Source organism: Haloplanus salinarum (genome assembly GCF_009762275.1).
GTDB lineage: Archaea > Halobacteriota > Halobacteria > Halobacteriales > Haloferacaceae > Haloplanus > Haloplanus salinarum.
The window spans coordinates 72,679-97,460 of the sequence record NZ_CP034345.1; the positions used below are offsets into that span (position 1 = coordinate 72,679).

25 protein-coding genes and 1 pseudogene are annotated in these 24,782 nt (G+C 69.8%); 8 read left to right on the plus strand and 18 right to left on the minus strand.

The window, feature by feature from the left end:
* Nucleotides 1–58 precede the first annotated feature (58 nt).
* On the minus strand, nucleotides 59–472 hold the full coding sequence (cdd, locus tag EI982_RS01580) for a cytidine deaminase (RefSeq protein ID WP_157687824.1): 414 nt from the start codon (nucleotides 470–472) through the stop codon (nucleotides 59–61).
* 80 nt (nucleotides 473–552) lie between these two features.
* On the opposite strand from cdd, the gene EI982_RS01585 reads away from it, so the two are divergent.
* Nucleotides 553–768 carry a DUF8142 family protein gene (locus EI982_RS01585; protein ID WP_157687825.1) on the plus strand — a complete coding sequence of 72 codons (216 nt, stop codon included), beginning with the start codon at nucleotides 553–555 and terminating at the stop codon, nucleotides 766–768.
* On the opposite strand, the gene EI982_RS01590 is transcribed toward EI982_RS01585, so the two are convergent.
* The 7 genes from EI982_RS01590 to EI982_RS01620 all read right to left on the minus strand — a co-directional run bounded on the left by EI982_RS01590 (nucleotide 765) and on the right by EI982_RS01620 (nucleotide 8,277).
* Complete coding sequence (locus EI982_RS01590; protein ID WP_157687826.1) at nucleotides 765–1,349, minus strand: GNAT family N-acetyltransferase; 585 nt, start codon at nucleotides 1,347–1,349, stop codon at nucleotides 765–767. The two genes, EI982_RS01585 and EI982_RS01590, sit on opposite strands and share 4 nt — an antisense overlap.
* 46 nt (nucleotides 1,350–1,395) lie before the next feature.
* On the minus strand, nucleotides 1,396–2,760 hold the full coding sequence (locus EI982_RS01595; RefSeq protein ID WP_233255264.1) for a short-chain fatty acid transporter: 1,365 nt from the start codon (nucleotides 2,758–2,760) through the stop codon (nucleotides 1,396–1,398).
* A 138-nt stretch (nucleotides 2,761–2,898) separates the two neighbouring features.
* Nucleotides 2,899–3,594, minus strand: coding sequence for an AMP-binding protein (locus EI982_RS01600; protein WP_157687828.1), 696 nt, complete (start codon nucleotides 3,592–3,594; stop codon nucleotides 2,899–2,901).
* Nucleotides 3,595–4,755 (minus strand): molecular chaperone DnaJ, encoded by a 1,161-nt coding sequence (dnaJ, locus tag EI982_RS01605; protein ID WP_157687829.1) that lies wholly within the window; start codon nucleotides 4,753–4,755, stop codon nucleotides 3,595–3,597.
* A 51-nt stretch (nucleotides 4,756–4,806) separates the two neighbouring features.
* Nucleotides 4,807–6,723, minus strand: coding sequence for a molecular chaperone DnaK (gene dnaK, locus EI982_RS01610; protein ID WP_157687830.1), 1,917 nt, complete (start codon nucleotides 6,721–6,723; stop codon nucleotides 4,807–4,809).
* A gap of 162 nt (nucleotides 6,724–6,885) precedes the next feature.
* The gene (gene grpE, locus EI982_RS01615) at nucleotides 6,886–7,491 is read right to left on the minus strand and encodes a nucleotide exchange factor GrpE (protein WP_157687831.1); all 606 of its coding nucleotides are present in this window, start codon (nucleotides 7,489–7,491) and stop codon (nucleotides 6,886–6,888) included.
* Nucleotides 7,492–7,536: 45 nt separating this feature from the next.
* Complete coding sequence (locus EI982_RS01620) at nucleotides 7,537–8,277, minus strand: proteasome assembly chaperone family protein (protein WP_157687832.1); 741 nt, start codon at nucleotides 8,275–8,277, stop codon at nucleotides 7,537–7,539.
* A gap of 102 nt (nucleotides 8,278–8,379) precedes the next feature.
* Here EI982_RS01620 and cofD point away from each other — a divergent pair, with 102 nt between their 5' ends.
* Genes cofD through EI982_RS01645 form a run of 5 tightly spaced genes read left to right on the plus strand, consistent with a single transcriptional unit; the run spans nucleotide 8,380 to nucleotide 11,835 of the window.
* A complete protein-coding gene (gene cofD, locus EI982_RS01625) occupies nucleotides 8,380–9,372 on the plus strand; it encodes a 2-phospho-L-lactate transferase (RefSeq protein WP_157687833.1) in 993 nt (330 codons plus the stop codon).
* Nucleotides 9,372–10,145 (plus strand): tRNA-dihydrouridine synthase, encoded by a 774-nt coding sequence (locus tag EI982_RS01630; protein ID WP_157687834.1) that lies wholly within the window; start codon nucleotides 9,372–9,374, stop codon nucleotides 10,143–10,145. Before cofD ends, EI982_RS01630 begins: the two co-directional genes overlap by 1 nt.
* The gene (locus EI982_RS01635; RefSeq protein ID WP_157687835.1) at nucleotides 10,142–11,011 is read left to right on the plus strand and encodes a triphosphoribosyl-dephospho-CoA synthase; all 870 of its coding nucleotides are present in this window, start codon (nucleotides 10,142–10,144) and stop codon (nucleotides 11,009–11,011) included. The genes EI982_RS01630 and EI982_RS01635 overlap by 4 nt, the downstream gene beginning before the upstream one ends.
* Nucleotides 11,008–11,616: a DUF447 domain-containing protein gene (locus tag EI982_RS01640; protein ID WP_157687836.1), complete on the plus strand. Its 609-nt coding sequence runs from the start codon at nucleotides 11,008–11,010 to the stop codon at nucleotides 11,614–11,616. Before EI982_RS01635 ends, EI982_RS01640 begins: the two co-directional genes overlap by 4 nt.
* Nucleotides 11,617–11,640: 24 nt before the next feature.
* Nucleotides 11,641–11,835: a 30S ribosomal protein S17e gene (locus EI982_RS01645; protein WP_157687837.1), complete on the plus strand. Its 195-nt coding sequence runs from the start codon at nucleotides 11,641–11,643 to the stop codon at nucleotides 11,833–11,835.
* Between the two features lie 61 nt (nucleotides 11,836–11,896).
* Here the strand turns inward: EI982_RS01645 and EI982_RS01650 are convergent, their stop codons facing one another.
* The 9 genes and pseudogenes from EI982_RS01650 to EI982_RS18890 form a co-directional block, all read right to left on the minus strand.
* Nucleotides 11,897–13,456, minus strand: coding sequence for an ATP-binding protein (locus EI982_RS01650; protein ID WP_157687838.1), 1,560 nt, complete (start codon nucleotides 13,454–13,456; stop codon nucleotides 11,897–11,899).
* A gap of 84 nt (nucleotides 13,457–13,540) precedes the next feature.
* The gene (locus EI982_RS01655) at nucleotides 13,541–13,795 is read right to left on the minus strand and encodes a DUF8022 family protein (protein WP_157687839.1); all 255 of its coding nucleotides are present in this window, start codon (nucleotides 13,793–13,795) and stop codon (nucleotides 13,541–13,543) included.
* A gap of 1 nt (nucleotide 13,796) precedes the next feature.
* Nucleotides 13,797–15,341 carry an acyl-CoA carboxylase subunit beta gene (locus EI982_RS01660; RefSeq protein WP_157691036.1) on the minus strand — a complete coding sequence of 515 codons (1,545 nt, stop codon included), beginning with the start codon at nucleotides 15,339–15,341 and terminating at the stop codon, nucleotides 13,797–13,799.
* Between the two features lie 67 nt (nucleotides 15,342–15,408).
* Nucleotides 15,409–16,827 carry a sodium-dependent transporter gene (locus EI982_RS01665; RefSeq protein WP_157687840.1) on the minus strand — a complete coding sequence of 473 codons (1,419 nt, stop codon included), beginning with the start codon at nucleotides 16,825–16,827 and terminating at the stop codon, nucleotides 15,409–15,411.
* A 65-nt stretch (nucleotides 16,828–16,892) separates the two neighbouring features.
* On the minus strand, nucleotides 16,893–18,230 hold the full coding sequence (locus EI982_RS01670; RefSeq protein ID WP_157687841.1) for a sodium-dependent transporter: 1,338 nt from the start codon (nucleotides 18,228–18,230) through the stop codon (nucleotides 16,893–16,895).
* Between the two features lie 70 nt (nucleotides 18,231–18,300).
* Nucleotides 18,301–19,008, minus strand: a complete 708-nt coding sequence (locus EI982_RS01675) for an SDR family NAD(P)-dependent oxidoreductase (RefSeq protein ID WP_157687842.1) — start codon at nucleotides 19,006–19,008, stop codon at nucleotides 18,301–18,303.
* Nucleotides 19,009–19,091: 83 nt separating this feature from the next.
* On the minus strand, nucleotides 19,092–20,099 hold the full coding sequence (locus tag EI982_RS01680; RefSeq protein WP_157687843.1) for an NADPH:quinone reductase: 1,008 nt from the start codon (nucleotides 20,097–20,099) through the stop codon (nucleotides 19,092–19,094).
* 55 nt (nucleotides 20,100–20,154) lie between these two features.
* On the minus strand, nucleotides 20,155–21,384 hold the full coding sequence (locus tag EI982_RS01685; protein ID WP_157687844.1) for a P-loop NTPase: 1,230 nt from the start codon (nucleotides 21,382–21,384) through the stop codon (nucleotides 20,155–20,157).
* Nucleotides 21,381–21,548, minus strand: a pseudogene (locus EI982_RS18890) (HEAT repeat domain-containing protein); the annotation flags it as partial. The pseudogene EI982_RS18890 and the gene EI982_RS01685, both read right to left, overlap by 4 nt.
* 110 nt (nucleotides 21,549–21,658) lie before the next feature.
* On the opposite strand from EI982_RS18890, the gene sucC reads away from it, so the two are divergent.
* Complete coding sequence (sucC, locus tag EI982_RS01695; RefSeq protein ID WP_157687845.1) at nucleotides 21,659–22,804, plus strand: ADP-forming succinate--CoA ligase subunit beta; 1,146 nt, start codon at nucleotides 21,659–21,661, stop codon at nucleotides 22,802–22,804.
* Between the two features lie 82 nt (nucleotides 22,805–22,886).
* Nucleotides 22,887–23,756, plus strand: coding sequence for a succinate--CoA ligase subunit alpha (gene sucD, locus EI982_RS01700; protein ID WP_157687846.1), 870 nt, complete (start codon nucleotides 22,887–22,889; stop codon nucleotides 23,754–23,756).
* A 106-nt stretch (nucleotides 23,757–23,862) separates the two neighbouring features.
* On the opposite strand, the gene EI982_RS01705 is transcribed toward sucD, so the two are convergent.
* Nucleotides 23,863–24,705 carry a M14 family metallopeptidase gene (locus tag EI982_RS01705; protein WP_157687847.1) on the minus strand — a complete coding sequence of 281 codons (843 nt, stop codon included), beginning with the start codon at nucleotides 24,703–24,705 and terminating at the stop codon, nucleotides 23,863–23,865.
* Between the last annotated feature and the right edge of the window lie 77 nt (nucleotides 24,706–24,782).

Sequence of the window (24,782 nt, forward strand, 5' to 3'; positions counted from 1 at the left end):
TAGTGTTTAAGGAATGGGTGTATATGGGCAAATAGTTCGATGTACGTTTCGAATTTCGTTATTCGTGACTACGTTCGGCGGATTCGAGAGTTTCGGGACCCATGGTCGCGGGCAGCAGTTCGCCGAGGGTGTACTCGCTGACCGCGTCCCCACCCTCGTCACAGCGGATCGGCAGGTCGTCGTCGCAGAACTCCGCGAGCGTCTGGCGACACATCCCGCAGGGGGTCACGCCGTCGCGGGCACCCGAGGCGACCGCCAGCGCGTCGAACGCTCGGTGGCCACGTTTGACCGCTTCGGCCAGGGCGACTTCCTCGGCGTGGAGGCTGTTGCTGTAGTTGGCGTTCTCGACGTTGCAGCCGGTGAACACGGTGCCGTCGGCGGTTCGAAGCGCCGCGCCGACACGGTAGTCGGAGTAGGGGACGTACGCGGCGTCGAGGGTCTCGCGGGCGCGTTCGACGAGTTCGTCGGTCACGCCCCGTTCGTACACGCGGGGAGCGCATAGGGGTTGTCCCCACCCGAGGGACTTTTACTCGCGGAACGACGAGCCCCACCATGGCACTCTCCGAGGGCGAGGCGTCGACGCCGAACCGCCGACGCGCGGCGCTGGCTGTGACGCCCTTCCTGTTGCTTGGACTCGCGGACGTCGTCCTCCTCCTGGTGTGGGGTATCGAACCCCTCTGGGCCTTCGCTATCCTGCCGCCCATCCTCTTTACGACGGTTCTCGCGTGGCTGGCGTTCAGCACCGACTTCCTCGAGGACCGGACCTAACGGCCGGTGTCGTACTTGTACGTCGCACTGTCCGGGTCGATACCGAAGTCCTCGGCGTCGGCCTCCGACGACTCGGCGCCCGCCTCGTGGGGACTTGCGTTCTTGAACGCCTCCCGCAACCGCGCGGGCATCTCGAAGGCGTCGACGCGGAGGCGCGTCGCGACGGCGTCGGGTTGGACCGACTCCCGCTTCTCGGCCACCCGCTCGCGCATCCGCTCCGGGAGGGCGTCCGACTCGACGGGTTCGAACCCGAACTGGACCAGGTAGTTCGGCCGGTCGGTCACCGAGTAGACGGTGTCGAACCCCTCGGCGGCCGCCGTCTCGACCAGGCGCTCGACGACGTGTGCTCCCACCCCCTGATCACGCCACGTGGGCAGGACGCCGACGCCCGTCAACTCGCAGTAGTCGCCGTCGTCGGTCTTGTGGACGCGGACGCGGCCGAACCCCGCCCGCTCGTTCGTCTCCTCGTCGACCGCGATGACGTAATCCCGGGACCTGAAGGCGACGTCGTCCAAGGCCATCTCCTCGATGTGGTCGAGCAACCAGGCCTCGTCTCGGTTCTTGGCGTCCCGGACGTACATGGGCCGAGGTAGTGAGCGGCGAACCAAAAGGATTTGCCGCGTCGCGTCAGTACGGCAGGAAATAGAGCCCCACGGCGAACACCGGGAACAACACCAGCATGACGACGATGGTGTACCCGAGGATGTCGCGAGCACGGACCTGCGTCAGTCCCAGTAGCGGGATGGCCCAGAACGGCTGGAACATGTTCGTCCACATGTCGCCGACGCCGTAGGCGACGATGGCTTTGCCGGGCGGCACGCCGAGTTCGACCGCCGCGCTTCCGACGACGCCGCCGATGATTCCCCACTCCCCGCCGCCGCTCGGGACGAACAGGTTCATCAATCCGCCGAGCAGCCACGCGATCACCGGGAAGGTCTGTGGCGTCGCCACAGCGAGCAGTCCCTCGGCGATCAGATCCGAGAGCCCGGAGTTGCTGATGATTCCCAGGATTCCGGCGTAGAAGGGGAACTGGAGGATGATCCCGGCCGCGCCCTCGGTTGCGTCACGGATCGTCTCCATGTACGCCGCCGGCGTCTTGTGCAGGAACAGGCCCAGCGCGATGAACGTGAAGTTGAACACGTTGAGGTCGAGCGCCTCGCCGATCCCGCCGGCGTTGACAAAGTAGTTGATGACGTACACCATCATCCCGATGCCGATGAGGTAGGCGACGGCCCGGCTGTCGTTGAGCCGGTCCGCCGGGGACCGGGGGGTGTTCGCCGTGATCGTCGCCCCGTCGTCCGAGTCCGAGACGGCCTCCTCGGGGTCGTCGCCGCGGAGGAGTTCCGGTGCGTACTCCTCGATACCCGTCGCGTCCTCCTCGTCGGGTGCGAGAAACGCCAGCACTGGGATGACTGTCACGAACACCAAGACGGCGATGCCGAACGCGTAAATCGTGAACACACTCTCGTTGAGCGGGACGATGCCGATGATGTCCTGGAAGGGGTGATCCTCCGTCGCCGACAACAGCCCCGCACTCGTCGACGGGCCGACGTGCCAGATGGTCTGGCTCGTGTAGCCCGCGGCACAGAGGATGGGATAGTGGAACGTCTTCCCCCGCTCGTGGCCCGCCCGTGCCACGAAGATGGCGAAGATTGCCCCCACGATGAGGCCGATGCCCCAGTGGAAGTAGCCGAAGATCAACGCGACGGCTGCCACGAGGGCTGCCGCCTGGGTGTTCGTGTCCGGGACTGCGGCGAGGCGATCCAGATAGCTACTGACGAAATCCGAGTCGGCGACAGCGTACCCCGTGACCAGAATCAACACCATCTGCATCGCGAAGGTCAACAGGGTCCAGAAGCCGTCGTACCAATTCTGGATGTTCTGGTAGGGACCGTCGGGTGTAAACGCGATTGCGGCTACGTACGCGATCAGCGTCAGGATCACCGCGAACAGGAACGGACTCGGGATCCACCTCTCCGACCAGTCCGCCATCGATCGACCGAACGATTGTACGCGCTGTCGTGTTGACATCGATACTCGCATCCGACATGATCTTTGGATATAAAGGTGTGGTGTCGGGTGACGTGAGTCACCCCTCCAAGGCGCGGACGTTCGACCCCGTACCGCTGCTCACACCGAACCGAGAGCGATCCGACGCTCCTCGGGAACCGGATCGTCACTCACCGCGACCGGTGCCGCCGCCTCGGCGCCGGGCAGGACGACCGTTCCGCCCGCGAGCAGCGGGGCGAGCACCCCCGCGACCACCGCCCGCGGGTCGGCGAGCGACGCCCGGAGCGCGACGGCCGTCCCGGCGTCCAGTCCCGCCGCGTCGACGACGTCCTCGGCCCGCGTCAACAGCTCGCGGTGTGACCACGCCCGCTCCCCGTCGAGCAGGGCCGGGTCGTCCGGCGAGCGCTCGCCGGGGGGCATCGCGGGGTTCTCGCTCCAGACCACCCCTTCCCAGTGGGTCGCCGTCGCCGCCGCCGGCGCCCCGCCGTAGACGCAGACCTTCCGCTCGCCGCCGTCGAGTTCGGCCTCCCGGTCGACGTGTCCCATCACGACCCGCGCGTCGGCGTCGACGTCGAACGCGACGGGGGCGCCGAGCGACGCCGCACCGAACAGCGTCTCGACGACCTGTGGTGCCGGGTCGGGCGCGAGTGCGACCCGCGCCCCCTCGTGGACGCCCAGGTGGCTGAGCGCGTGGCCGGCCTTCCAGGCCGTCGTACAGAAATCGCGGTAGCTGACCGCTCGGTCGCGGGTCACGACCCGCAACGCGATCCGTTCGCTTCGCCGGTCACGGCCGACTAGATCCCCGAGGACGCGCATCTAGAAACTGCTCTTGATCCGCTCGAAGAAGCCCTCTTTCACGTCGACCTCCTCGCCGCCGGCCTCGGCGAACTCCTTGAGAGCCTCGCGTTGCTCCTCGTTCAGGTCGTCCGGCGTCACGACCTGCACCTGTACGTAGAGGTCGCCGCGGCCCCGCCGTCGGAGTCGGGGCATTCCCTTCCCCTTCAGACGGAACGTCTCGCCGCTCTGGGTGCCCGCGGGCACGTCCATCTCGACGGTGCCGTCGAGGGTCGGCACCTCGACGGTGTCGCCGAAAGTGGCCTGCGGGAAGGAGATGGGATGCTGGTACTGCAGGTCGTCGCCGTCGCGTTCGAAGTCCGGATGGTCGGCGACCGACACCTCGATCAGCAGGTCGCCGTTCGGCCCGCGGTTCCGCCCCGGCGCGCCCTCGCCCTCCATCCGCAGGGTCTGTCCGTCCCGGATCCCCGCCGGGATGTCGACCGAGAGCGTCGACTCCTCGCGAACCTGCCCCTCGCCGTCGCAGGTGGCACACGTCTCGCTGTAGAGGGTGCCGTCGCCGCCACACTGCCGGCAGGTCCCCGTCTGTTGCATCCGGCCGAACGGCGTCTGTTGTACCTGTGTGACCTGCCCCCGGCCGTCGCAGTTGGGACACGTCCGCGCGTCGGCGTCGGGCGGGTGGCCCTCGCCGTCGCAGTCCGGACACCGCGACGGCCGCGTGACGCTGAACTCGCGTTCGACGCCCTCGAAGGCCTCCTCGAGGTCGAGGTCGAGCGACGTGCGGAGGTCCTGCCCCTGTCGGGGCCGGTCCCCGCCCCCGCCGCCGCCGCGGCCGCCGCCGAAGAACTGCTCGAAGATGTCCTCGAAGCCGCCGGCGCCGCCACCACCCGCGCCGCCGAAGGGGTTGCCGCGTGCGCCGTCGGCCCCGCCGCCGCCGTCGAAGCCGCCGCGCTTCTCGGCCTGTTCGAAGCGCTCGTGACCCATCCGGTCGTACGCCTGTCGCTTCTCCTCGTCGGTGAGCACCTCCTTTGCCTTCTTTGCCTTCTTGAACTTCTCCTCGGCGTCGGGGTCGTCGCTCACGTCCGGATGGTACTCGGAGGCCTTCTTCCGGTACGCCGCCTTGATCTCCTCCTCGGAGGCGTCCTGGGACACGCCGAGCACGTCGTAGAAATCCTCTGTCATCAGTTATCCTTTCGTACCGTCCCTACCTATTTCAAAAACGCGGCTCGGGGACTACGCGTCCTCGTCCTCGTCGTCTTTCTCCTCGAAGTCGGCGTCGACGTACTCGTCGTCGGCACCGGGGCCGGCACCCGCGCCGGGGCCGGCACCCGCACCTGCACCGGGGCCGGCACCCGCACCGCCCATGCCCGCACCGGCACCGCCGGCGCCGGCCTGGGCCTGCTGGGCCTGCTCCTGGTACATCTGCTTGCCGATCTCCTGGAGTTCCTCGGACAGCGTCTCGGTCACGTCCTGCAGTTCCTCGGCCGTCGCGTCCTCGTCGTCGAGGGTCTCCTCGACGTCCGCGATGGCGTCCTCGACGGACTCCCGGATCTCGTCGTCGATCTCCTCCTCGTTCTCCTCGAGGAGCGTCTCGGCGCGCTGGATCGCACCCTCGGCGTCGTTGCGGGCCTCGATCCGCTCGCGGCGCTGCTGGTCCTCCTCGGCGTGTTCCTCGGCCTCATTCTGCATGCGCTCGATCTCCTCGTCGGAGAGGCCGGCGCCGCCCTCGATGGTGATCGACTCGGCGTTGCCCGAGCCCTTGTCCTCGGCCTCGACGTTGACGATGCCGTTCTCGTCGATGTTGAAGCCGACCTCGATCTGGGGCGTACCGGCGGGCGCCGGCGGGATGCCGGTCAGCTGGAACTCGCCGAGCAGTTCGTTCTCCTCGGCGATCTCGCGTTCACCCTGGAAGACCCGAACCTGCACCATCGTCTGGTTGTCCGCCGCGGTGGTGAAGATCTTCGACTCCTCCGTCGGGATGGTGGTATTCTTCTCGATCAGCCGCTCGAACAGGCCACCCTTGACCTCGATCCCGAGCGACAGGGGCGTCACGTCCAGCAGGACGATGTCGTCGACCTCGCCGCCGAGGACGCCGCCCTGGATCGCCGCGCCCAGCGCGACGGCCTCGTCGGGGTTGACGTTCTTCTTCGGCTCCTGGCCGACGAGGTCCTCGACTTTCTCCTGGACCTGCGGCATCCGCGTCGATCCGCCGACGAGGATGACCTCGTCGATGTCGTCTTTCGAGTAGCCCGCATCGGAGAGTGCCTGCTCGGTCGGCTCGACCGTCCGCTCCAGCAGGTCGCTCGTCAGCGACTCGAACTTCGCGCGGGTGAGCGACGTCTCGAGGTGGATCGGGCCGTCGTCGGTCGCGGTGATGAACGGGAGGTTGATGTCCGCCTCCTTCCGCGAGGAGAGCTCTACTTTGGCCTCCTCGGCGGCGTCCTTCAGCCGCTGGAGCGCCTGGCGGTCCTCGCGGAGGTCGATGCCGTGGTCGCTCTCGAACTCCTCGGCGAGGTGGTCGATGATCGCCTCGTCCCAGTCGTCGCCCCCGAGGTCGTTGTCCCCGTTGGTCGCGACGACTTCGTAGACGCCGCCGCCCAGATCGAGGACGCTCACGTCGAAGGTGCCGCCCCCGAGGTCGAACACGAGGACCGTCTGGTCGGACTCGTCGTCGAGGCCGTAGGCCATCGACGCCGCCGTCGGCTCGTTGACGATGCGCTCGACCTCGAAGCCGGCGATCTCGCCGGCGTCTTTGGTCGCCTGGCGCTGCCGGTCGTTGAAGTACGCCGGCACCGTGATGACCGCCTTCTCGACCTCGTCGCCCAGGTACTCCTCGGCGTCCCGCTTGATTTTCTGGAGGATCATCGCCGAGATCTGTTCGGGCGTGTACTCGTCGTCGTCGATCTCGACGGAGTAGTCCTCCTCGCCCATGTGGCGTTTGATCGACTGGATCGTGCGCTCGGGGTTCTGGACGGCCTGGTTTTTCGCCGGCTTCCCGACGAGTCGCTCGTCGTCCGTGAACGCGACGACGGAGGGAGTCGTTCGGTCGCCTTCGCCGTTTACGATGATCTCCGGATCGCCGCCCTCCATGACCGCGAACGCGCTGTTCGTGGTCCCGAGGTCGATTCCCAGAATCTTGTTGCTCGCCATCTTGTCCTTGATTACCGGTTTAGTTCGGTTAAAGGTTACTAGACGGCCCGAGCTCCCCGTCCAGAGCGGGTCGCTCCCGTCCCCCGATTTATCGCTCGCTGGTCGTCCTTCACCAACACCATTTATGTAGAACTGCAATCCGCCGGGTTCGCTCCGGCCGCGCTACGCCGACCCGTCGCTGACCGTCACCTGCGCCTCCTGGATGACCGATCCCGCCATCTCGTAGCCCGGACGGAACACCTCTGCGATGGTTCCCTCGGGGTGGTCGCTCTCGACTTTCATCATCACCTCGTGGCGGACTGGGTCGACCTCGTCGCCGGCCGACGGCTCGATGGCCGTTACGTTCTCGGACTCGAGGACGCGGTCGAGCGACGCCAGCGTCGACTCCACGCCGTCGCGGATGTCGACGTCGTCGTCCTGTTCGAGCGCCCTGACCAGGTCGTCCCGCACCGGCACCAGCCGGGCCACGAAGTCCTCCGTCGCCCGTTCTTTGAGCTCCTCCTTTTGTTCCTCGGTGCGCTTCTTGTAGTTCTGGAAGTCGGCCTGCTTGCGTTTCAGTCGCGACTCCAAGTCGTCGGCACGGTCCCGTTCCGCTTCGAGGTCCGCTTCGAGAGCCTCGATCCGTGCTTCGAGGTCCTCGACGGCCGCACCGAGGTCGGCGTCGTACTCGGCGACGCGTTCGGCGAGGTCGGCCTCGGCCGACTCGCCGTCGTCCACTTCGGGAGCGTCGCCGTCAGTCGTCGTTCCGTCGGCCGCATCCTCTTGCATGGTCGAACGAAACGCCTCGGGTCGCTTAAGACTTGCAGAACGCGCTCACTGATACATCCCGAGCGGCCGCGCCTGCGAACTCGTCTCGTCGGCCTCCTGCATCTGCCGGGCTAGCCGCCGCTTGGCCTTTCTGATCTCCGCCGCGCGGTCGATCAACTCGTCGACCGGCACCTCCGTCCCGAGCAGCGGCCCGATTCCCTCCTGGAGGAGGTGCGCGGCCGCCTGCGGGTCCGGGAAGTTCGGCGTCGACCCCACGATCAGTCCCACGGCTCGCCGACCGGTCCGCACCGCGTGGTTCAGGAGTGCGCCCGTCGGGCCGGAGACGAGTCCCGACTCCGCGGGGGATTCGATCCCCACGGCCGCGAGACTCTCGCTCCCGCCGGCCGTGCCGACGCCGTACAGCGCCGGCGCTGTCCCCTCATCGCGCTCCCGACCGATCCCGCTCAGGTAGACGTGTGTCCCGCCGTCGTCGTCCCACGCCGACAGACACTCGGCGAACTCCAGGGCGGCCGGCGGCGTGACCGGCACGTCGCTTCGGAGGGCGAGCAGGTCGCGCTCCGCGTCGGCGTACAGCCGAACCGGCGTCACCAGCTCGCGGTCGTCGTCCTCGTAGGTCGCCACCGGCGGCAGTCCATCGCAGTGGACGTTCGCGTAGTGCACCATGTCGAACGTCTCCGCGAGGTGGTCGGTGGCGAGTTTGCCCACGAGGCCGACCCCCGGCAACCCCTCGACCAGCGTCGGATCGTCGAGCGATACGTCGTCGCGGAGTACCTCGATGTCGCTCATGCGTGACCCTTCGACCGGCGGTTCCGTAAGCGTGGCGCGTGACCGACCGGGGGGTCCGACCCGACCCCAAAGGCACAAATCCACCCGTCCGCTACGGCGCGCATGGTCACGTTTCTCGCCGGCGGGACGGGTACGCCCAAACTCCTCGACGGCGTGGACGCCGCCTTCGACCCCGAGGCGGTCACCGTCGTCGCCAACACCGGCGACGACGTGGAACTCGGCGGTCTGCTGGTCTGTCCCGACCTCGATACCGTCCTCTTCCAGGGCGGCGGTGTCCTCGATCGCGGCCACTGGTGGGGGATCGAGGGCGACACGACCGCGACCCACGACGAACTCGTCCGGCTGGCCGACGCCGCCGACCTCTCCCGGGGGCCGCGGTATCTGCCCCCCGACCGACAGACCGCCGGCCGCCGACTCGCCCGCTGGCGGCGCTTCTCCGCCGTCGCCGAGTTCATGGAGATCGGCGACCGCGACCGGGCGGTCCACCTCACCCGCACCGGCCTGCTGGACGAGGGTCGCAGCCTGACCGAGGTGACGCGTCGCCTCGCGGACGCCTTCGACCTCACGGTCGACCTCCTGCCGATGAGCGACGATCCCGTGGCGACGATGGTTCACACCGAGGCGGGCACGATGCATTTCCAGGAGTACTGGGTGGCACGCCGGGCCGCCCCCGCCGTCGAGGACGTCGAGTTCCGCGGCGCCGCCGACGCGACCCCAACCCCCGCGGTCCGTGCTGCCCTCGACGAGCCGGTCGTGATCGGCCCGTCGAACCCGGTCACCAGCGTCGGCCCCATCCGCGCGCTCCCGGGCGTCGAGGACGCCCTCGCGGACACACCGGTCGTCGCCGTCTCGCCCTTTATCGAGGACCGCGTGTTCTCCGGGCCGGCCGACGACCTCATGCGCGGCGTCGGGCGCGATCCCTCGACCGCCGGGGTCGCCGACGCCTACCCCTTCGTCGACGCGTTCGTCCTCGACACCGACGACGGCACGACCCTCGACCGCCCGGTCGTCCGCACCGACACCCGAATCGACGGCCCGGCGGACGCCGAACGCGTCGTCCGCGCCGCCGCGGCGGCGCTCGCGGAGGTGGCCTGATGCTCGCCCTCGCGAGCCTCAGCGGCGCCGCCGACGCCGCGTGGGCGCGGGGCGGCGCCCCCTTCGCCGACCTCGCCCTCCTCGGCGGCCTCGCCCTCGACTCCGAGGCCCGCGAGGCCGCCCGCGGCCTGATCGCCCGCGGCCGCGAGGAGTTCCTCCCCGACGACCCGCTCTCCTTCGCCGACGACGAACTCGCCGCCCTCGCCGACGCGCCGATCCGCCCCGGGCTGAACGTCCGGAGTACGGCCGCCGGACCGATCCGGGAGGCCGCCGCGACGTGTGCCCGCCACGACGCGGTTCTGGAGATCAACGCCCACTGCCGGCAGTCGGAGCTGTGTGCCGTCGGCTGTGGCGAGGCGTTGCTCCGCGATACCGACCGCCTCGCCCGCTACGTCGCCGCCGCGGCCGAGACGGGCACAACCGTGAGCGTGAAGGTCCGCACCGAGGTCGACGGCGTCGACCTGCCGGCGACGGCCCGCCGGGTCGCCGACGCGGGCGCCGATATCGTCCACGTCGACGCGATGGACAGCGAACCGGTCGTCGCCGACGTCGCGGCCGCGGCCCCCGAGGCCTTCGTCCTCGCGAACAACGGCGTCCGCGACCGGACGACGGCGTGGGAGTACCTCGCCTACGGCGCCGACGGCGTCAGCGTCGGCCGACCGAGCGACGATCCGGCGATCCTCCGACGGGTCGCCCGCGCCGTCGACGACTGGGACCGCCGGGCCGAGGGACCGTCGGCCCCGGCCCGCAACGACGGAGGGGTGCGGGAATGACCGACGACCGCCCGTCCCACCCTCGACCCGGGATGTCGCCGGTCGATCACGCGGAACTCGCCTTGCTGCTGGAGGTGGCGAGCACGCCCAAGCCGGGCAACGTCGACCGCCGCCGCGACCACGACGACCTCCGGTTCGAACACTTCCTCGCGGGCGCCGTGGGAGCCAGACCCGGACTCCGCGAGGCGGCCGATCCGGACCGCCCGCTCGGCGACGCCTTCGAACGGGCGGTCCGGGGCATGAGCCAGCAGGACGGCGACAACACGCAGTTCGGCTGTCTCCTCCTGCTCGTCCCGCTGGTCCGTGCCGCCGCGACGGACCGCCTCTCGCCGGCCGGCGTTGCGGGTGTCGTCGACGCCACGACCGTCGACGACGCCGTCTCCTTCTACCGCGCGTTCGAACACGTCGAAGTGGCGGTCGACGACCCGCCGCCGGACGCGGCGGCCCTCGACGTGCGCCGCGGCGCCGACGCGGCGCCAGCGATCAGGGAGCGGGGACTGACGCTCGCGGACGTGATGGACCTGAGTGCGGACCGCGACGGCAACGCCGCGGAGTGGACGGGCGGCTTCGAGCGGACGTTCGCGGCCGCCGAAACCGTCCTCGACGACGAGGGGCCGGTCACCGACCGACTGGCCCGCGCGTTCCTCGACCTGCTGGCCGAGCGCCCCGACTCGCTCGTGGCGACCGAACACGGTCGGGACGTCGCCGAGGCGGCGAGCCGGCGGGCCGCGGCCGTCCGCGACGATCTCGACGCCGCCGAGGAGCTGGCCGAGCGGTTCCGTGCCGAGGGGATCAACCCCGGGACGACCGCCGATCACACCGCTGCGGCGGCCTTCGTCGCGCTCGAACGGGGGGTGCCGGTGTGACGACCCCCGACGGCTGGCCGGTCGACCTCGCCGGCGTCACCGAGTCGGTCGCGGCGACCCTGGGCCCGAACGACCGCTGGAACCAGGCGGCGCTCGGCCTCCACGCGCCCGAGGGTCCGGACGACCCCGTGACCGCGACCACGTGGGGGCACACCCGGACCCGCGGCAACTTCGAGCGACGTGGCGGCGGCGTCGTCCAGTTCACGACCGATCCCCGGGAGTTCGTCGACGCCGCCCTCGACGTGACCGAGACGGACGAGCCGGTTCGGGCTGGCGCGGCCGCGTGGGTGGAGGTGACCGTCGAACGGCTCGACGAGGGGGAGGAAGGGGGCACCGAGTGGGTCCGCTGGGCGCTCGACCCCGGCGAGGCGACGGTGCGCGAGCGGCGGGTACCGACGATAAACCGCGGGTTCTACGCCGTCATCGACGCGACGGTGGCGGCCTCGCGGCTCGACGTGCCGGCCTACGACACCGACGCCCTGCTCGACCGCCTCGCGTACTTCGCCGAGACGGTCGAGCGCTGCGGCGGGCCGGCGGAGCGTGCGGCCTTCGACCGGGTCGACGAACTGACCGGCTGGCGGGCGCGGCGGAACGAATCGCTTTAGTGGCCCAGCGGCACAACTGTCGGTATGGCCATCAAACCCAAATACGTCAAACAGCTCGGCGGGCTCCTGCTGGAGCGATATCCGGAAGCGTTCAACACCGACTTCGAGACGAACAAGGAGAGTGTCACCAAACTGACGAACGTCGAATCCAAGGGCGTTCGCAACCGGATCGCGGGCTACATCACGCGCAAGAAAGCGGGCGCGGCCGCCCAGGCCTGATACTGTCGGCTGTACGTCGAGCGACTCCTCCTCCTCCCCGCGAGCCGCGGCGCCGGCCGGATCAGTCGGCGGCCCGCGGGAGTTCCACGTGGAAGACGACGCCGTGGGGTTCGTTTTCGGTCGTCCGCACGCAGCCGCCGTACCTGTCGACGAGCACGTCGACGATGGAGAGGCCGAACCCGCCCCAGTCGCGGCCGTGCGAGAAGCCGCCGCCGTCGAACAATTGCTCGCGCCGTTCGGCCGGGATGCCGACGCCGTCGTCGGCGAAACGCACCGTGACCGTCTCCGCGTCCGCCTCGACGTCGACGGTCACGTGGACCGACTCGGTGTCGTTGTGTTCGACCGCGTTCGTCAGGAGGTGATCGAACACGGTCTCGAGCATGTCGTCGGCACGGACCCGGAGGGGCCGGTCGGGCGGCGACCACTCGACGGTCGCCCGCGGGTACGTCTCTCTGACCGTCCCGATGGCCGCCGAGAGCGGGTCGCCCACCGGGATCGCGCGTTCCGCGGATGCCTCGGTCACGTCGCTCGCCAGCCGTCGGGCGGTCTGGACGAGGTCGACGATCTCCTCGCTCCGGTGGCGGGCCATGTCGACGTCCTCGCGTCGGCCGTCCGGGACGTCCTCGGCCAGTACGTCGAGTTTCGCCAGCACGAGGTTCATGCCGTTGAGGATGTTGTGCCTGAGCAGTCGGTTAAGGAACTCGACGCGGGCGCGCTCCTCGCCCAGTTCCTGCTCGCGACGGGTGCGCTCGGTCACGTCCCGCAGCGCCGAGAGGTGACGCCCGGGCAGGACGTTCGCGGTGGCGGCGAAGGCGACGGTTCTGATCTCGCCGTCCGGGCGGCGGAGTTCGATCTCGCCGCGTTGGCTCCCCTCGTCGAGGAACGCCGACCACTGTTCGTCGACGTCGACGTCTTCGGGCGTGAAATCGACGACCCGCTTGCCGATCAGTTCCGAGCGTTCGAGGCCGAACAGGTCGGCGGCCGCGGGGTTGGCGGCCACGTATCGGCCCCGGTCGTCGGTGACGACGAGGGCGTCGAGCGTCCCCTCGAACACCGCCCGGAACTGGCGTTCCCGCTCGCTCAGCCGGCGGTGGCGGGTCCGGGCTCGCAGGTCGTACCGGCTGATTAGGAGTCCGGCCACGGCGCCCGTGGCGGCGATGTCGTAGGCGAGGAACCACGGCGACTGGACGACGTGGCCGTGGCCGACGTGCATGATGAGGACGTACAGCGCCACGAGTCCGGCGCCGACGAGGCCGACGAGGACCCAGAACGCCGTCACCATCGGGGCCGTGTCGTCGTCGTTCCACCACCGGAGCCAGGCGCCCGTCATCATCAGCGTGGCGCCGAAGGAGAGCGGCAGCAGATCACCCAGTAGGCTCTCGATGGCGGCCCCGTGACTGAACAGGTGATAGACGGGGATACCGACCAGCAGCAGGCCGACGCCGGCGACGACGCCGCTCCCGAGACGCCGACGCCACGCGACGGACAGTCCGCCGAGAGGGGCTTCGAGCCCCCCGGTCAACCACCCTCTCCGGGGTCGCTTGGCGAGGAGCCCGGCGAAGTCGCCGCCGACGGGGTCTCCGACCGCCCTCTCGTCGGCGCTCCCCTGTTCGTCGCTCACGGCTCCAGCTTTCGAACGGGGTCCGTATATGCGTATTGAAACGTGTATCCTCCGAAACGTGTCAACGGATGTCGGACGATCGGCTCAGAGTCGGTCGGTGCGACCCGCGGCCGTCCAGCCGTCCGTCGGCGCCCCGTCGGGGACGCGAACCGACCGGCTCTGGAGGCCGTCGATCCGCCCGGCGAAGGTCCAGCGGCGCCCGTCCCAGCCCTCGTCGGACGGGGTCGTGGCGGCCGCCGCCGCGGCACGCTCGCCGTCACGGACGTGGGCTCCGACGGCGGCCGCGATGGCCGCGGCCTCCTCCGCGTCGGCGTCGGCGGGGACGTCGAGTTCGTACATCTCAGATCGGGATGTTGCCGTGTTTCTTCTCGGGGTTCGAGACGCGCTTGGTCGCCAGCATCTCCAGGTCGTCGATCAGGCGCGTCCGGGTGTCCTGGGGTTCGATCACGTCGTCGATGAACCCGCGGTCGGCGGCGGTGTAGGGGTTGGCGAACTCCTCGCGGTACTCCTCGACGAGGTCCTGGCGGCGGGCCTCCGGATCGTCGGCCGCGTCGAGTTCGTCGCTGTAGAGGATGTTCACGGCCCCCTCCGGTCCCATGACCGCGAGTTCGGAGCTCGGCCACGCGTAGTTGACGTCCGCGCCCAAGTGTTTCGACGCCATGACGCAGTAGGCGCCGCCGTAGGCCTTCCGCGTGATGACCGTCAGTAGCGGCACGGTCGCCTCGGAGTAGGCATAGAGCAGTTTCGCGCCGTGGCGGATGATCCCGCGGTGTTCCTGGTCGGTGCCCGGCATGTACCCCGGAACGTCGACGAGCGTGAGGATGGGCACGTTGAACGCGTCACAGAAGCGGACGAACCGCGAAGCTTTCATGCTGGCGTCGACGGTGAGGGTGCCGGCGTTCGACCGGGGCTGGTTGGCGACGACGCCCACCGAGCGGCCGTCGAGGCGGCCGAAGCCGACGACGACGTTGCGCGCCCAGTCGCCGTGGATCTCGAAGAAGGAGCCCTCGTCGACGACGGCGTCGATCACGTCGGTCATGTCGTAGGGCTTCTGTGGTTCGTCGGGCACCACGTCGACGAGTTCGTCCGCCGGGCGATCCGGGTCGTCCCAGGGGTCGAGCCGCGGCGGATCCTCGACGTTGTTCTGGGGGAGATAGGAGAGCAGGCGACGGATGTTGTCGAGGGCCGTCTCCTCGTCCTCGAAGGCGCGGTGTGCGACGCCCGTCTCCGAGGCGTGGGTGGCCGCCCCGCCGAGTTCCTCGAAGGTGACCTCCTCGCCGGTGACGGTCTTGATCACGTCCGGTCCGGTGATGAACATGTGGCTCGTGTCCTTCACCATGAAGACGAAGTCGGTGATGGCGGGGGAGTACACCGCGCCGCCGGCACAGGGACCCATGATGCTCGAAATCTGGGGAATGACGCCGCTGGCCTGCTGGTTACGGTGGAAGATGTCGGTGAAGCCGGCGAGGCTGCGGACCCCCTCCTGGATGCGGGCGCCCGCGGAGTCGTTGAGGCCGACGATGGGCGCGCCGACGTCCATCGCCTTGTCCATCACCTTACAGATCTTCTCGGCCATCACCTCGCCGAGCGAGCCGCCGAAGACGGTGAAGTCGTGGGCGAAGACGAAGGTCTTGCGCCCGTTCACCTCGCCGTAGCCGGTGACGACCCCGTCGCCCGGCAACTGCTTTTCCTCCATGCCGAACTTGTGAGTTCGGTGGGTCCGGAACTGGTCGAACTCCCGGAAGGTGCCGTCGTCGAGGAAGTAGTCGATCCGCTCGCGGGCGGTCATCTTCCCCTTCGAGTGTTGGGAGTCGATCCGGTCCTGACCGCCGCCGAGGAGCGCCCGCTCCCGCTTCTCGCGGAGTTCCTCGATCCGCTCGTCCATGGTCATGGCCCACCACCTGTCATGATACGTTAAAGGTTCGACCGGCGGCAAAAGGATTCCGCCGCCCTCACACCGCCACGCGGCCGCGTCGGAGGCCGATTAACGCGATTCCGGCGCCGACGACGGCGACGGCGGCGCCCACGGTCGGCCAGAACCCGATCCGGGCGTCGAGGCCGAGGGTCGTCATGAGCGTGAAGACCAGAAAGAGGGGGATAGCCACGCCGACGGCGAGCAACCAGGGGGTGCCAAAGCGGGTCGCGATCGGCCCCGCGCCGGTCGCGTACTCCGCGACCGCGTCGCGGCCGAGGACCCACCCCGCGAACAGGAGGAAGGCGATCAGACCGCCGGTGAGCAGGAGGTCGACCAGCGTCCCGGCGACGAAGTCGAAGAGCGCGGGCCGGAGGGCGGTGATCGTCCCCGTCGTCGCGATCAGGGCCAGCAACGCCCCGACGGCCCGCCGCCGCGACCACCCCGCCTCGTCGACGAGGACGGCGACCGGAATCTCCAGCATGCTGATCGAACTCGACAGCGCGGCGAAGGCGACGACGCCGAAAAACAGGATCGCGAGGAGTTCGCCGCCGGGCAGGGCCGCGAACGCGCCCGCGATGCCGACGAAAAGCGCCCCTGGACCGCCACTCCCCGGATCGATCCCCTGGGAGAAGAGTAGCGGAAAGACCACGAGGCCCGCGATGACGCCGACGCCCGTGTTGAGGAGGGCGATGACCGACCCGTCGAAGGGGAGCGACCGGTCCTCGTCGAGGTAGGAGGCGTAGGTGATCATGGTGCCCGCGCCGACCGAGAGGGTAAAGAGCGCCTGCCCGGCGGCGGGCCCGAGGATCGAGAAGAAATCGCCCCGGATCGTCCCGAGGTCGAAGGCGAGAAAGAAGTCGTAGCCGGCGCCGGCGCCCTGGCGTGTCGACACCCAGACGGCCATGCCGACCAGGAGCGCGAGCACCGCGGGCATCATCACCTTCGTCCCGAGTTCGATGCCGCGGCGGACGCCCCCGAGGACGATCAGGCCGGTGAGGGAGAGAAAGAGCAGGTGGAAGGCGGCGGCCTCGACGCCGAAGGAGACGGCCTCGAAGTACGCGCCCGGATCGGCGAGGTAGGCTGCGCCGCCCGTGACGGGGCCGGTCAGCGAGACCAGCAGGTAACGGAGGATCCAGCCGCCGACGACGCCGTAAAAGGAGAGGAGCGCGACGCCGGTTATCGCGGAGACGCCGCCGACGGCGGCCCAGCGGCGCGACCCGGAGAGGTCGCCCAGCGCGCCCATGGGATTGCGGCGGGCCCGGCGGCCGATGACGAACTCCCCGAGCAGTCCCGGGACGCCGACCCCGAGGACGACGACCAGGTAGACGAGCAGGAAGGCACTGCCACCGTTCTCGGCGGTCATCCAGGGGAACCGCCAGATGTTCCCCAGTCCGACCGCGCTCCCCGCGGCGGCCAGGATGAAGCCCGTGCGCGTACCCCACGTCTCTCGTGCCATTAGCACACCGTCGGTGAACCCCGGTAAAGTGGGTTTCGTGTCGTGAGTCGTCAACGGAGCGAGGCTTAGACGACGGCCTCGGCGAGCAGTCCCGCCCGGACCGCGAGCGACTGTAGGCCGAGCAGGAGCGTCACCAGGACGCCGAGGGGGACGACCGTGCGGACGAACCAGAGCCACGCGACGGCGCCGCCCTCGCCCAGCCCGGTGCCTCGACGGAGTTCGGCGACGGCGTCGTCGGTGTCGACCCAGCCGACGAAGAGGAGCAGACAGAGCACCGACAGGGGGAGCAGGAGGTTGTAGGCGATGGCGTTGTACCACGAGAGGATCGGCAGGCCGAAGGCGCTCGGGACGCCGAGCGCGAAGATGGCGGCGCCGAGGGCCACCGCTAGCGTCGAGCGCGAGCGGTCGGTGTTGTCGACGAGGTAGGCAGTGACGACTTCGAGCAGGCTGATCGCCGAGGAGAGCGCCGCTAGCAGGAGGACGACGAAGAAGACGACCCCGAGGAGGCGTCCGGCGGGCAACTGCGCGAACGCGCCCGCGAGAGTGATGAACGCGGCGCCGAGGCCGCCGCTCCCGGGTTCGATCCCAAGCGAGAAGAGGATGGGGAAGACGACCAGGCCCGCCAGCAGGCCGACGAACGTGTTGAGGACGACGATGGTCGCGCCGTCGGCCGGCAGCGAGTCGTCGCGGCCGAGATAGGAGGCGTAGGTGAGCATCGCCCCCATCCCGAGCGAGAGGGTGAAGAAGGCCTGCCCGACCGCGGCCGGGAGGATGCTTCCGATGTTCGCGACCAGGGTGTCGATGTCGGGCGAGAGGTAGTAGGCGTAGCCGGCGCCGCCGCCGTCGAGGGTCACGGCCCAGACGGCGAGGCCGCCGAGCAGGAGGACGATGCTCGGCACCATCAGTTTCGTCGACCGCTCGATGCCGTCGGTCACCCCGAGGGCGACGACGCCGACGGTCAGCGCCATGAAGACGGCGTGCAGGCCGACCGCGTCGGGGCCGGCGGCGATGGCGCCGAAGTACGCCTCGGAGCCCGAGAAGTACGCACCCGTGGCGCTCCCGACGATGTACCGGATCACCCAGCCGCCGACGACGCTGTAGAAGGCGAGGATCCAGAACGCCGAGAGGGTGCCGAGGACGCCGACGACACGCCAGTCTCGATGGCCGAGGCGGGCGAAGGCGTCGATGGGGTTTCGCTCCGCGCGGCGACCGATCACGAACTCCGCGAGCATGGCGGGAAAGCCGATCAGGAAGACGGCGGCGAGGTAGACGACGATGAAGGCGGCGCCCCCGTTCGCGCCCGTCTGGAACGGGAACTGCCAGACGTTGCCTAGGCCGACGGCGCTTCCGACGGCCGCGAGGATGAAGCCGACCCGCGTCGCCCACGTCTCTCTCTGTGACATGGTCCGGCTTCCGCCACCACGGAAAAAAGGATCACGATCCGCCGTGACGACCGCCACCGGCCGACGTGCGTCAGGCCTCGCCGTAGACCGGGACCGCCGCGCCGCTGGTGGCCGCCGTGGCGTCCGCGGAGAGTGCCAGCACCGTCCGCGCGATGGTCGCGGGGTCGACCCACGTGTCGTGGTCGGCGTCGGGCATCATCTCGCGGTTCATCGGCGTGTCGATGACGCTCGGCATGACCGCGTTCGCCCGCACGACCCCCGCGTTCTCCTCGGCGATCGTCTCCGTCAGGAGGCGCACCCCCGCCTTCGAGGCGCGGTAGGGGCCGTCGCCCTCGCCGCCCGAGAGCGACGACCGCGACGAGACGCTCACGACCGTCCCTCCGCGCTCTCGCAGGTGCGGGAGCGCGTGTTTCGACGCCAGGAACATCGTCTTCAGGTTCACGTCGAGGAGGAAGTCGAACGTCTCGGCGTCCGTCTCGTGGATCGGGTCGCCCCCGCGCCACGTCCCCGCGACGTTACAGAGGTGATCCAGGCGACCGTGCTCCTCGATCACCGCGTCGACGACGCCCCTGACGTCGTCCTCGTCGGTGAAGTCGCCCCGATAGTAGTCCACCACGTCCGGATCGACGAGCGAGTCCTCGTCGTCCGGCGCGACGATGTCCGCCCCACAGACGGTCGCCCCGGCGTCGTCGAACGCCGTCGCGATCGCGCTCCCGAGCGCACCGCTCACGCCCGTGACCAGTACCACCCGATCCCCGAAGTCGAAGGATGCCGACATGGGGAACTGTTCGGCGTGGCGACACAAAAGCCCGCGGGGGCTCGTCCGCCGAGGCCGCCCGCCCGGGACCCGGCGACCGACGATCAGGGCGTGACCACGAGCTTGCCGAGGAAGCTCTCCGACATCACGTCCCGCTGGGCCTGGGCCACGTCGTCCAGGTCGTAGGTGCGTGCCACCTGGATGTCGAGTTCGCCCTCGCCGAGCAGGGTCGCGACCCGTTCCAGCGGCCGACTCAGATCCGGCGTGTTGTACATGCTCATGAACTGGAAGGTGAGGTCCTTCCCGCGGGCGGCGCCGTCGTTCGTGAAGCCGACGGCGGGGTCGTTCTCGCCGATGCCGACGATCCGGGCGTCGTGGGCGGCCACGTCCGCGTCGAACTGCAGGTAGTCGTCGAGGCGGTGATCGAGGATGACGTCCGGGCCGCCCGCGCTCGCCTCCTCGACGGCCTCCCGCAGGTCGTCGCGGGCGTAATCGAGGACGGCGTCGGCCCCGAGGGCTTCGAGGCGGTCGTGGTACTCCGGCGCGGCGGTGGTGACGACCCGCGCGCCGGTCGTGGCGGCGAGTTGGACGGCCGCGTGGCCCACGCCGCCGCTCCCACCGTGGATCAGCGCCGTCTCGGCGGGTTCGAGGCCGGCGTGGTCGATCAGCGCCCGCCAGGCGGTCACGGCCGCGACCCCCGCCCCGCCGGCGGCGACGGGGTCGGCGCCGGCGGGGAGTTCGACGACCCGGTCGCTCGGCACCGCGACGTACTCCGCGCAGGTGCCGTAGTGGTCCTTGTTCAGGCCGGTGGCGACGACGGCGTCGCCGGCTTCCAGCCGGCTTCCCGAGGAGCGTGGCTCCTCGCTGTCGCCGGCGTCGATCCCCACGACGTCCGGACCGACCGATACGGCCTCGCCCGCGGCGTCGACGCCGGTGACCATCGGCAGGGTGAACGGCTCGTAGCCCCCTTCGCGGAAGTACGTGTCCACGGGGTTGACCCCCGCCGCCGCCACCTCGATCAGGACCTCGTCCGCGGCCGGCTCGGGCCGGTCGACCTCGTCGACTCGCAGTACCTCGGGACCGCCGTACTCGTGGTATCGGACTGCGCGCATGTGTCCGTCGCTACGGAGAGGGACCGAATAAATGGCGGGTAGTCGCCGTCGGCACTCACCGTTCCGCTTCCAGCACCCAGGCCGTCGGCGTCGCGCGCCGCACGTCGACGTCGAGTGCGTCCCGTGGCGTTTCGGCGAGACGGCTCAGGAACCCCGCCACTGGCGTCGGATCGCGGTCGCTGACGAGGACGAACCGCTCGCCCGGCGCCAGCGACTCGAACCGTTCGCGCACCCGCTCCTTTCGCTCCTGGGGAGCCACCCCGCGGATGTCGACGGCGTCCGCGGGCACGTCGACCTCGCCCGCGTGCTCGACGGCGTCGGCGACGCGGTCGCCGAGGCGCTCGATCACCGCGGGCACCGACCCCGGTTCGGGGCGCCCCTGCAGGTCGTGGGTGAAAGGGAGTTCCGCGAGGACCGGCGCGTCCAGGTCCCCGAGCCCGTCGGCGGCGAACAGGTCGTTGGCCTCGCCACAGCAGTCACAGACGTACTCGGCCATGTTGATCACGGCGCCCAGGACGGGCACCTCGTTGTCGCGGAACAGTTCGACGGTGCGTGCGGTGTCGGCGACGGCGGCGTGGAAGGGCGTGGTGACGACGACCACGCCGTCGACGGGGGTCTCCTGGAGCGTCGTGAGCACGACGTCGCCCGTCCCCGGCGGCAGGTCGATCACGAGGACGTCCTCGTTTCGCCACGCCGTGTTGGTGAAGAGATCCGAGAGCGCGTCGTGGGCCATCGCGCCGCGCCAGGCCAGCGGCGTCCCCGACTCTATCAGACCGACGCTCATCACGTCCATCCCGCCGCGGCGGACCGGCAGGGGGTCGCCCTCCTCGCTGGAGTGGACGGGGCCGCTCAGATCGAGCAGGGTCGGCACGTTCGGCCCGTGGATGTCGGCGTCGAAGAGCGCGACGTCGTGGTCGGCCGCGAGCGCACAGGCCAGGTGGGTCGCCACCGTCGACTTGCCGACGCCGCCTTTCGCGCTCGCGACGGCGATCACCCGGTCGAAGGCCTCGACGCCGGCACGTCCCTCGCTCGACGGCGCCGCCTGCTCGACGTGGACGCTCTCGACGCCGTCGACGTCGTCCACGGCGCGGAGGATCGCCTCGATCACCCCCTGACTCGTCTCGCCGTCGAGGGCGGTCAGGTCGGTCTCGACCGTCACCTCGCCGTCCGCGACGGCGACGTTCTCGACGAACCCCGCCTCGAAGACGGAGAGGTCCGCCGCGGGGTCGCGTACCGTTCGGAGCGCCGCTTCGACTCGGTCCGTGAGTGTCGTCCCGTCGGTCATAGGTCTGGCATGCGGTTGAGTCGGTCTTCGCCGGGCAGGAGGCGGCCGTCGTTCTCCAGCGCGCCGAAGTTGCGCCGGAACCGCGCGGGGTCGGCCTCCAGAGCGCGCTCTGCCGTCTGGGCCACGACCGTCGCCGGATCGTCGGTCATCTCGCACTGACGTCTCGCGTCCGATCGATCGGATCGGCCGCCGGTCCGGCGGCGTGGACGCCGCGACGGCCCCGTTCGACCGGTACTACTAACTCCCGGTCGCCGGTACCCCTGGACGATTCGACATGAGACTCCACGAGTATCAGGCGAAGGGTATCTTCGCCGACGCCGGGATCCCGACGCCCGACTCCCGGCTGGCGACGAGCGTCGACGAGGCCGTCGACGCCGGGGCCGAACTCGGCTACCCGGTGGCGGTCAAAGCACAGGTCCACGTCGGCGGCCGCGGCAAGGCCGGCGGTATCGAGATCGCGACCGACGACGACGAACTCCGGGAGGCCGCCGACGCCATCCTCGGGATGGACCTCAAGGGCTACCACGTCGACCGCGTCCTCGTCGAGTCGGCCGTCGACTTCACGAACGAACTCTACCTCGGCGTGACGATGGACCGCGGCGAGGGCGAACCCGTCGCGATGGTCTCCTCCGAGGGCGGCGTCGACATCGAGTCGGTCGCCGAGGAGACGCCCGAGGCCATCGCCCGCGAGGCGGTCGATCCCGCGTTCGGTCTCCATCCCTACCAGGCCCGGAAGGCCGTCTACGAGTCGGGGATCCCCCGTGACGTCTCCCGTGCGGTCGCGAGCGTCCTCGAGACGCTGTACGACCTCTGGGAGAGTAAGGACGCGAGCGAGGCCGAGATCAACCCGCTGATGGTGACCGACGGCGGCGACGTCGTCGCCGCGGACGCCGTGTTGAACGTCGACGACGACGCGCTCTTTCGCCACCCCGACCTCGCGGACATGGAGGAGGAGTCCTACACCGACGACCTCGAACGCAAGGCCGGCGAGTACGGGTTCGACTACGTCCGCCTGTCGGGCAACGTCGGCATCATCGGCAACGGTGCCGGCCTCGTGATGGCGACGCTGGATCTCGTGGACCACTACGGCGGCGACCCCGCGAACTTCCTCGACATCGGTGGCGGCGCCAAGGCCGAACGCGTCGCCAACGCCCTCGATATGGTCTTCTCAGACCCCAACGTCGACTCGGTCGTGTTCAACATCTTCGGCGGCATCACCCGCGGCGACGAGGTGGCCCGCGGCATCAACGACGCGCTCTCGCAGTTCGACGAGATCCCCAAACCCGTCGTGGTCCGCCTCGCCGGCACCAACGCCAGCGAGGGGATGGAGATCCTCGACACCAGCCTCGTCCAGGTCGAGGGGACCCTAGAGGACGCGGTGCAACGTGCCGTCGCCAACGCCGAGGAGGTCGATTCATGAGTTCCGTCGATCGCTTCCTCGCTCGCGGTGCTCGCGAGACTGTGCTCGACGACCTCACGCTCACCACCGGGGGGTGGTTCGCGTGAGCGTCCTGGTCGACGAGGACACCCGCGTCGTCGTGCAGGGTATCACCGGTGGGGAGGGGAAGTTCCACGCCGAGCAGATGATCGAGTACGGCACGAACGTCGTCGCCGGCGCGGTCCCCGGCAAGGGCGGCCAGGAGGTCGCCGGCGTCCCCGTCTACGATACGGTCCACGAGGCCGTCCGCCGGGAGGACGCCGACGCCTCCGTGGTCTTCGTCCCGCCCGCGTTCGCCGCCGACGCGCTGTTCGAGGCGCTCGACACCTCGCTCGACTTGGTCGTCGCCATCACGGAGGGCATCCCGACCCAGGACATGGCGAAGGTGAACCGCCGGCTCTCGGAGACGGACACCTACCTCGTCGGCCCGAACTGTCCCGGCGTCATCACGCCCGGCGAGGCGAAACTCGGCATCCTGCCCGGCAACATCTTCTCGTCGGGGAACGTCGGCCTCGTCTCTCGGTCGGGGACGCTCACCTACCAGGTGGTCGACAACCTGACGAACCGCGGCATCGGCCAGACGACCGCCATCGGCATCGGCGGCGACCCGATCATCGGCACCTCGTTCATCGACGCCCTCGAACTCTTCGAGGCCGATCCGGAGACCGAGGCCATCGCCATGTGCGGCGAGATCGGTGGCGAGGACGAGGAGGCGGCCGCGAAGTACATCGCGACCGAGATGGACACGCCCGTGGCGGCCTTCATCGCCGGCCGGACGGCCCCGCCGGGCAAGCGCATGGGTCACGCCGGCGCCATCGTCTCCGGGAGCGGCACCGGGACCGCCGAGAGCAAGATCCGGGCGCTCAACGACGCCGGCGTCCCCGTCGGCGACACCCCCGACGAGGTAGCGGACCACATCGAGGGCTACCTCTGACGTCCTCCCACGGCTAAAGCCTCGGGTTGTCGCCTCGCCACCGCTGTAACTCCTTCGGGTTCGGTCGCCAGTCCGCGACCGTGACCGGGCCGTCGACCGTCGGGGACTAGTCGGTCGCCTCGTCGGCTGGCGGATCCGCGGTCGCGTCCCCGTGCTCCGGTTCGGGGAGGGTCGACAGCGGTCCCCGGTGGGTCGACCGGTAGCCGAGGAGGACGTCGTGGCCGTCGCCGGACATGAGGACGGGCCAGAACTCCTCGTCGGCGACCAGGTCCTCGCCGTCGACCGTCGCGAACCGCTCGCCGGCGGGCACGCGCTCGAAGTTCTCACCGCGGAACCGGTAGGTCCGTCCCGGTTCCTTGTAGATGGGTTCGGTCACCTCGTAGACGTCCGGATCGGGCGCGGGGGGGTCGCCCGGGAGGACGTCCGCGGTTTGGAGGAAGGCGACCAGACAGTCGTAGGCGTTGTCGACGGCGGCAGCCGAGCCCTGGTGGCCCGCCTCGATGTCGACGAACCCGGGCAGTTCGACCGAGCGGCCGTCGGCGACGACGGTGAAGTCGACGACGGACTCGACGGGCAGGTGGGCGACGGCCTCGCGTTTCCGCTCGTTCAGATATGCCACGTTGGCGAAGGGGCGGTCGTAGGAGACGGTCGAGTGGATGCCGAGTGCGACACAGCCCCGCACCTCGTCCATGAGTTCGGCGGCCAGTCGCTCCTCGTACTGGTCGCTCTCGGGGTCGCCGGGCAGACACCGGTTGAGGTCCGTATCGACGTACCGGACCCCCCGCTCCAGGGCGTGCTCGTTGGCGACGATCAACTTCGCCGGGCGGTCGACGTCGGGCTCGGATTCGAGGAAGCGCTCGATCGCACGGGCGCCACAGGGCTCGTCCCCGTGGACCGCGCCGACGACCGCGACCTCGGGGGCCCCGTCACCGACCGTGTGGACCTGCATGGCCGCTAGTGGGATATCCGGCCCCGAAAAGCTGTCCCATCGCTCCCGACGATAACAAGGTTGATACCCGTCGCCGG

What these genes read in the sequence shown, in the direction of transcription:
- EI982_RS01585 (WP_157687825.1), top strand. Translation starts at nt 553, where the DNA reads ATGGCACTCTCCGAGGGCGAGGCGTCGACGCCGAACCGCCGACGCGCG.
- EI982_RS01590 (WP_157687826.1), bottom strand. Translation starts at nt 1,349, where the DNA reads ATGTACGTCCGGGACGCCAAGAACCGAGACGAGGCCTGGTTGCTCGAC.
- EI982_RS01595 (WP_233255264.1), bottom strand. Translation starts at nt 2,760, where the DNA reads ATGGCGGACTGGTCGGAGAGGTGGATCCCGAGTCCGTTCCTGTTCGCG.
- EI982_RS01600 (WP_157687828.1), bottom strand. Translation starts at nt 3,594, where the DNA reads ATGCGCGTCCTCGGGGATCTAGTCGGCCGTGACCGGCGAAGCGAACGG.
- dnaJ (WP_157687829.1), bottom strand. Translation starts at nt 4,755, where the DNA reads ATGACAGAGGATTTCTACGACGTGCTCGGCGTGTCCCAGGACGCCTCC.
- dnaK (WP_157687830.1), bottom strand. Translation starts at nt 6,723, where the DNA reads ATGGCGAGCAACAAGATTCTGGGAATCGACCTCGGGACCACGAACAGC.
- grpE (WP_157687831.1), bottom strand. Translation starts at nt 7,491, where the DNA reads ATGCAAGAGGATGCGGCCGACGGAACGACGACTGACGGCGACGCTCCC.
- EI982_RS01620 (WP_157687832.1), bottom strand. Translation starts at nt 8,277, where the DNA reads ATGAGCGACATCGAGGTACTCCGCGACGACGTATCGCTCGACGATCCG.
- cofD (WP_157687833.1), top strand. Translation starts at nt 8,380, where the DNA reads ATGGTCACGTTTCTCGCCGGCGGGACGGGTACGCCCAAACTCCTCGAC.
- EI982_RS01630 (WP_157687834.1), top strand. Translation starts at nt 9,372, where the DNA reads ATGCTCGCCCTCGCGAGCCTCAGCGGCGCCGCCGACGCCGCGTGGGCG.
- EI982_RS01635 (WP_157687835.1), top strand. Translation starts at nt 10,142, where the DNA reads ATGACCGACGACCGCCCGTCCCACCCTCGACCCGGGATGTCGCCGGTC.
- EI982_RS01645 (WP_157687837.1), top strand. Translation starts at nt 11,641, where the DNA reads ATGGCCATCAAACCCAAATACGTCAAACAGCTCGGCGGGCTCCTGCTG.
- EI982_RS01655 (WP_157687839.1), bottom strand. Translation starts at nt 13,795, where the DNA reads ATGTACGAACTCGACGTCCCCGCCGACGCCGACGCGGAGGAGGCCGCG.
- EI982_RS01660 (WP_157691036.1), bottom strand. Translation starts at nt 15,341, where the DNA reads ATGGACGAGCGGATCGAGGAACTCCGCGAGAAGCGGGAGCGGGCGCTC.
- EI982_RS01665 (WP_157687840.1), bottom strand. Translation starts at nt 16,827, where the DNA reads ATGGCACGAGAGACGTGGGGTACGCGCACGGGCTTCATCCTGGCCGCC.
- EI982_RS01670 (WP_157687841.1), bottom strand. Translation starts at nt 18,230, where the DNA reads ATGTCACAGAGAGAGACGTGGGCGACGCGGGTCGGCTTCATCCTCGCG.
- EI982_RS01675 (WP_157687842.1), bottom strand. Translation starts at nt 19,008, where the DNA reads ATGTCGGCATCCTTCGACTTCGGGGATCGGGTGGTACTGGTCACGGGC.
- EI982_RS01680 (WP_157687843.1), bottom strand. Translation starts at nt 20,099, where the DNA reads ATGCGCGCAGTCCGATACCACGAGTACGGCGGTCCCGAGGTACTGCGA.
- EI982_RS01685 (WP_157687844.1), bottom strand. Translation starts at nt 21,384, where the DNA reads ATGACCGACGGGACGACACTCACGGACCGAGTCGAAGCGGCGCTCCGA.
- sucC (WP_157687845.1), top strand. Translation starts at nt 21,659, where the DNA reads ATGAGACTCCACGAGTATCAGGCGAAGGGTATCTTCGCCGACGCCGGG.
- EI982_RS01705 (WP_157687847.1), bottom strand. Translation starts at nt 24,705, where the DNA reads ATGCAGGTCCACACGGTCGGTGACGGGGCCCCCGAGGTCGCGGTCGTC.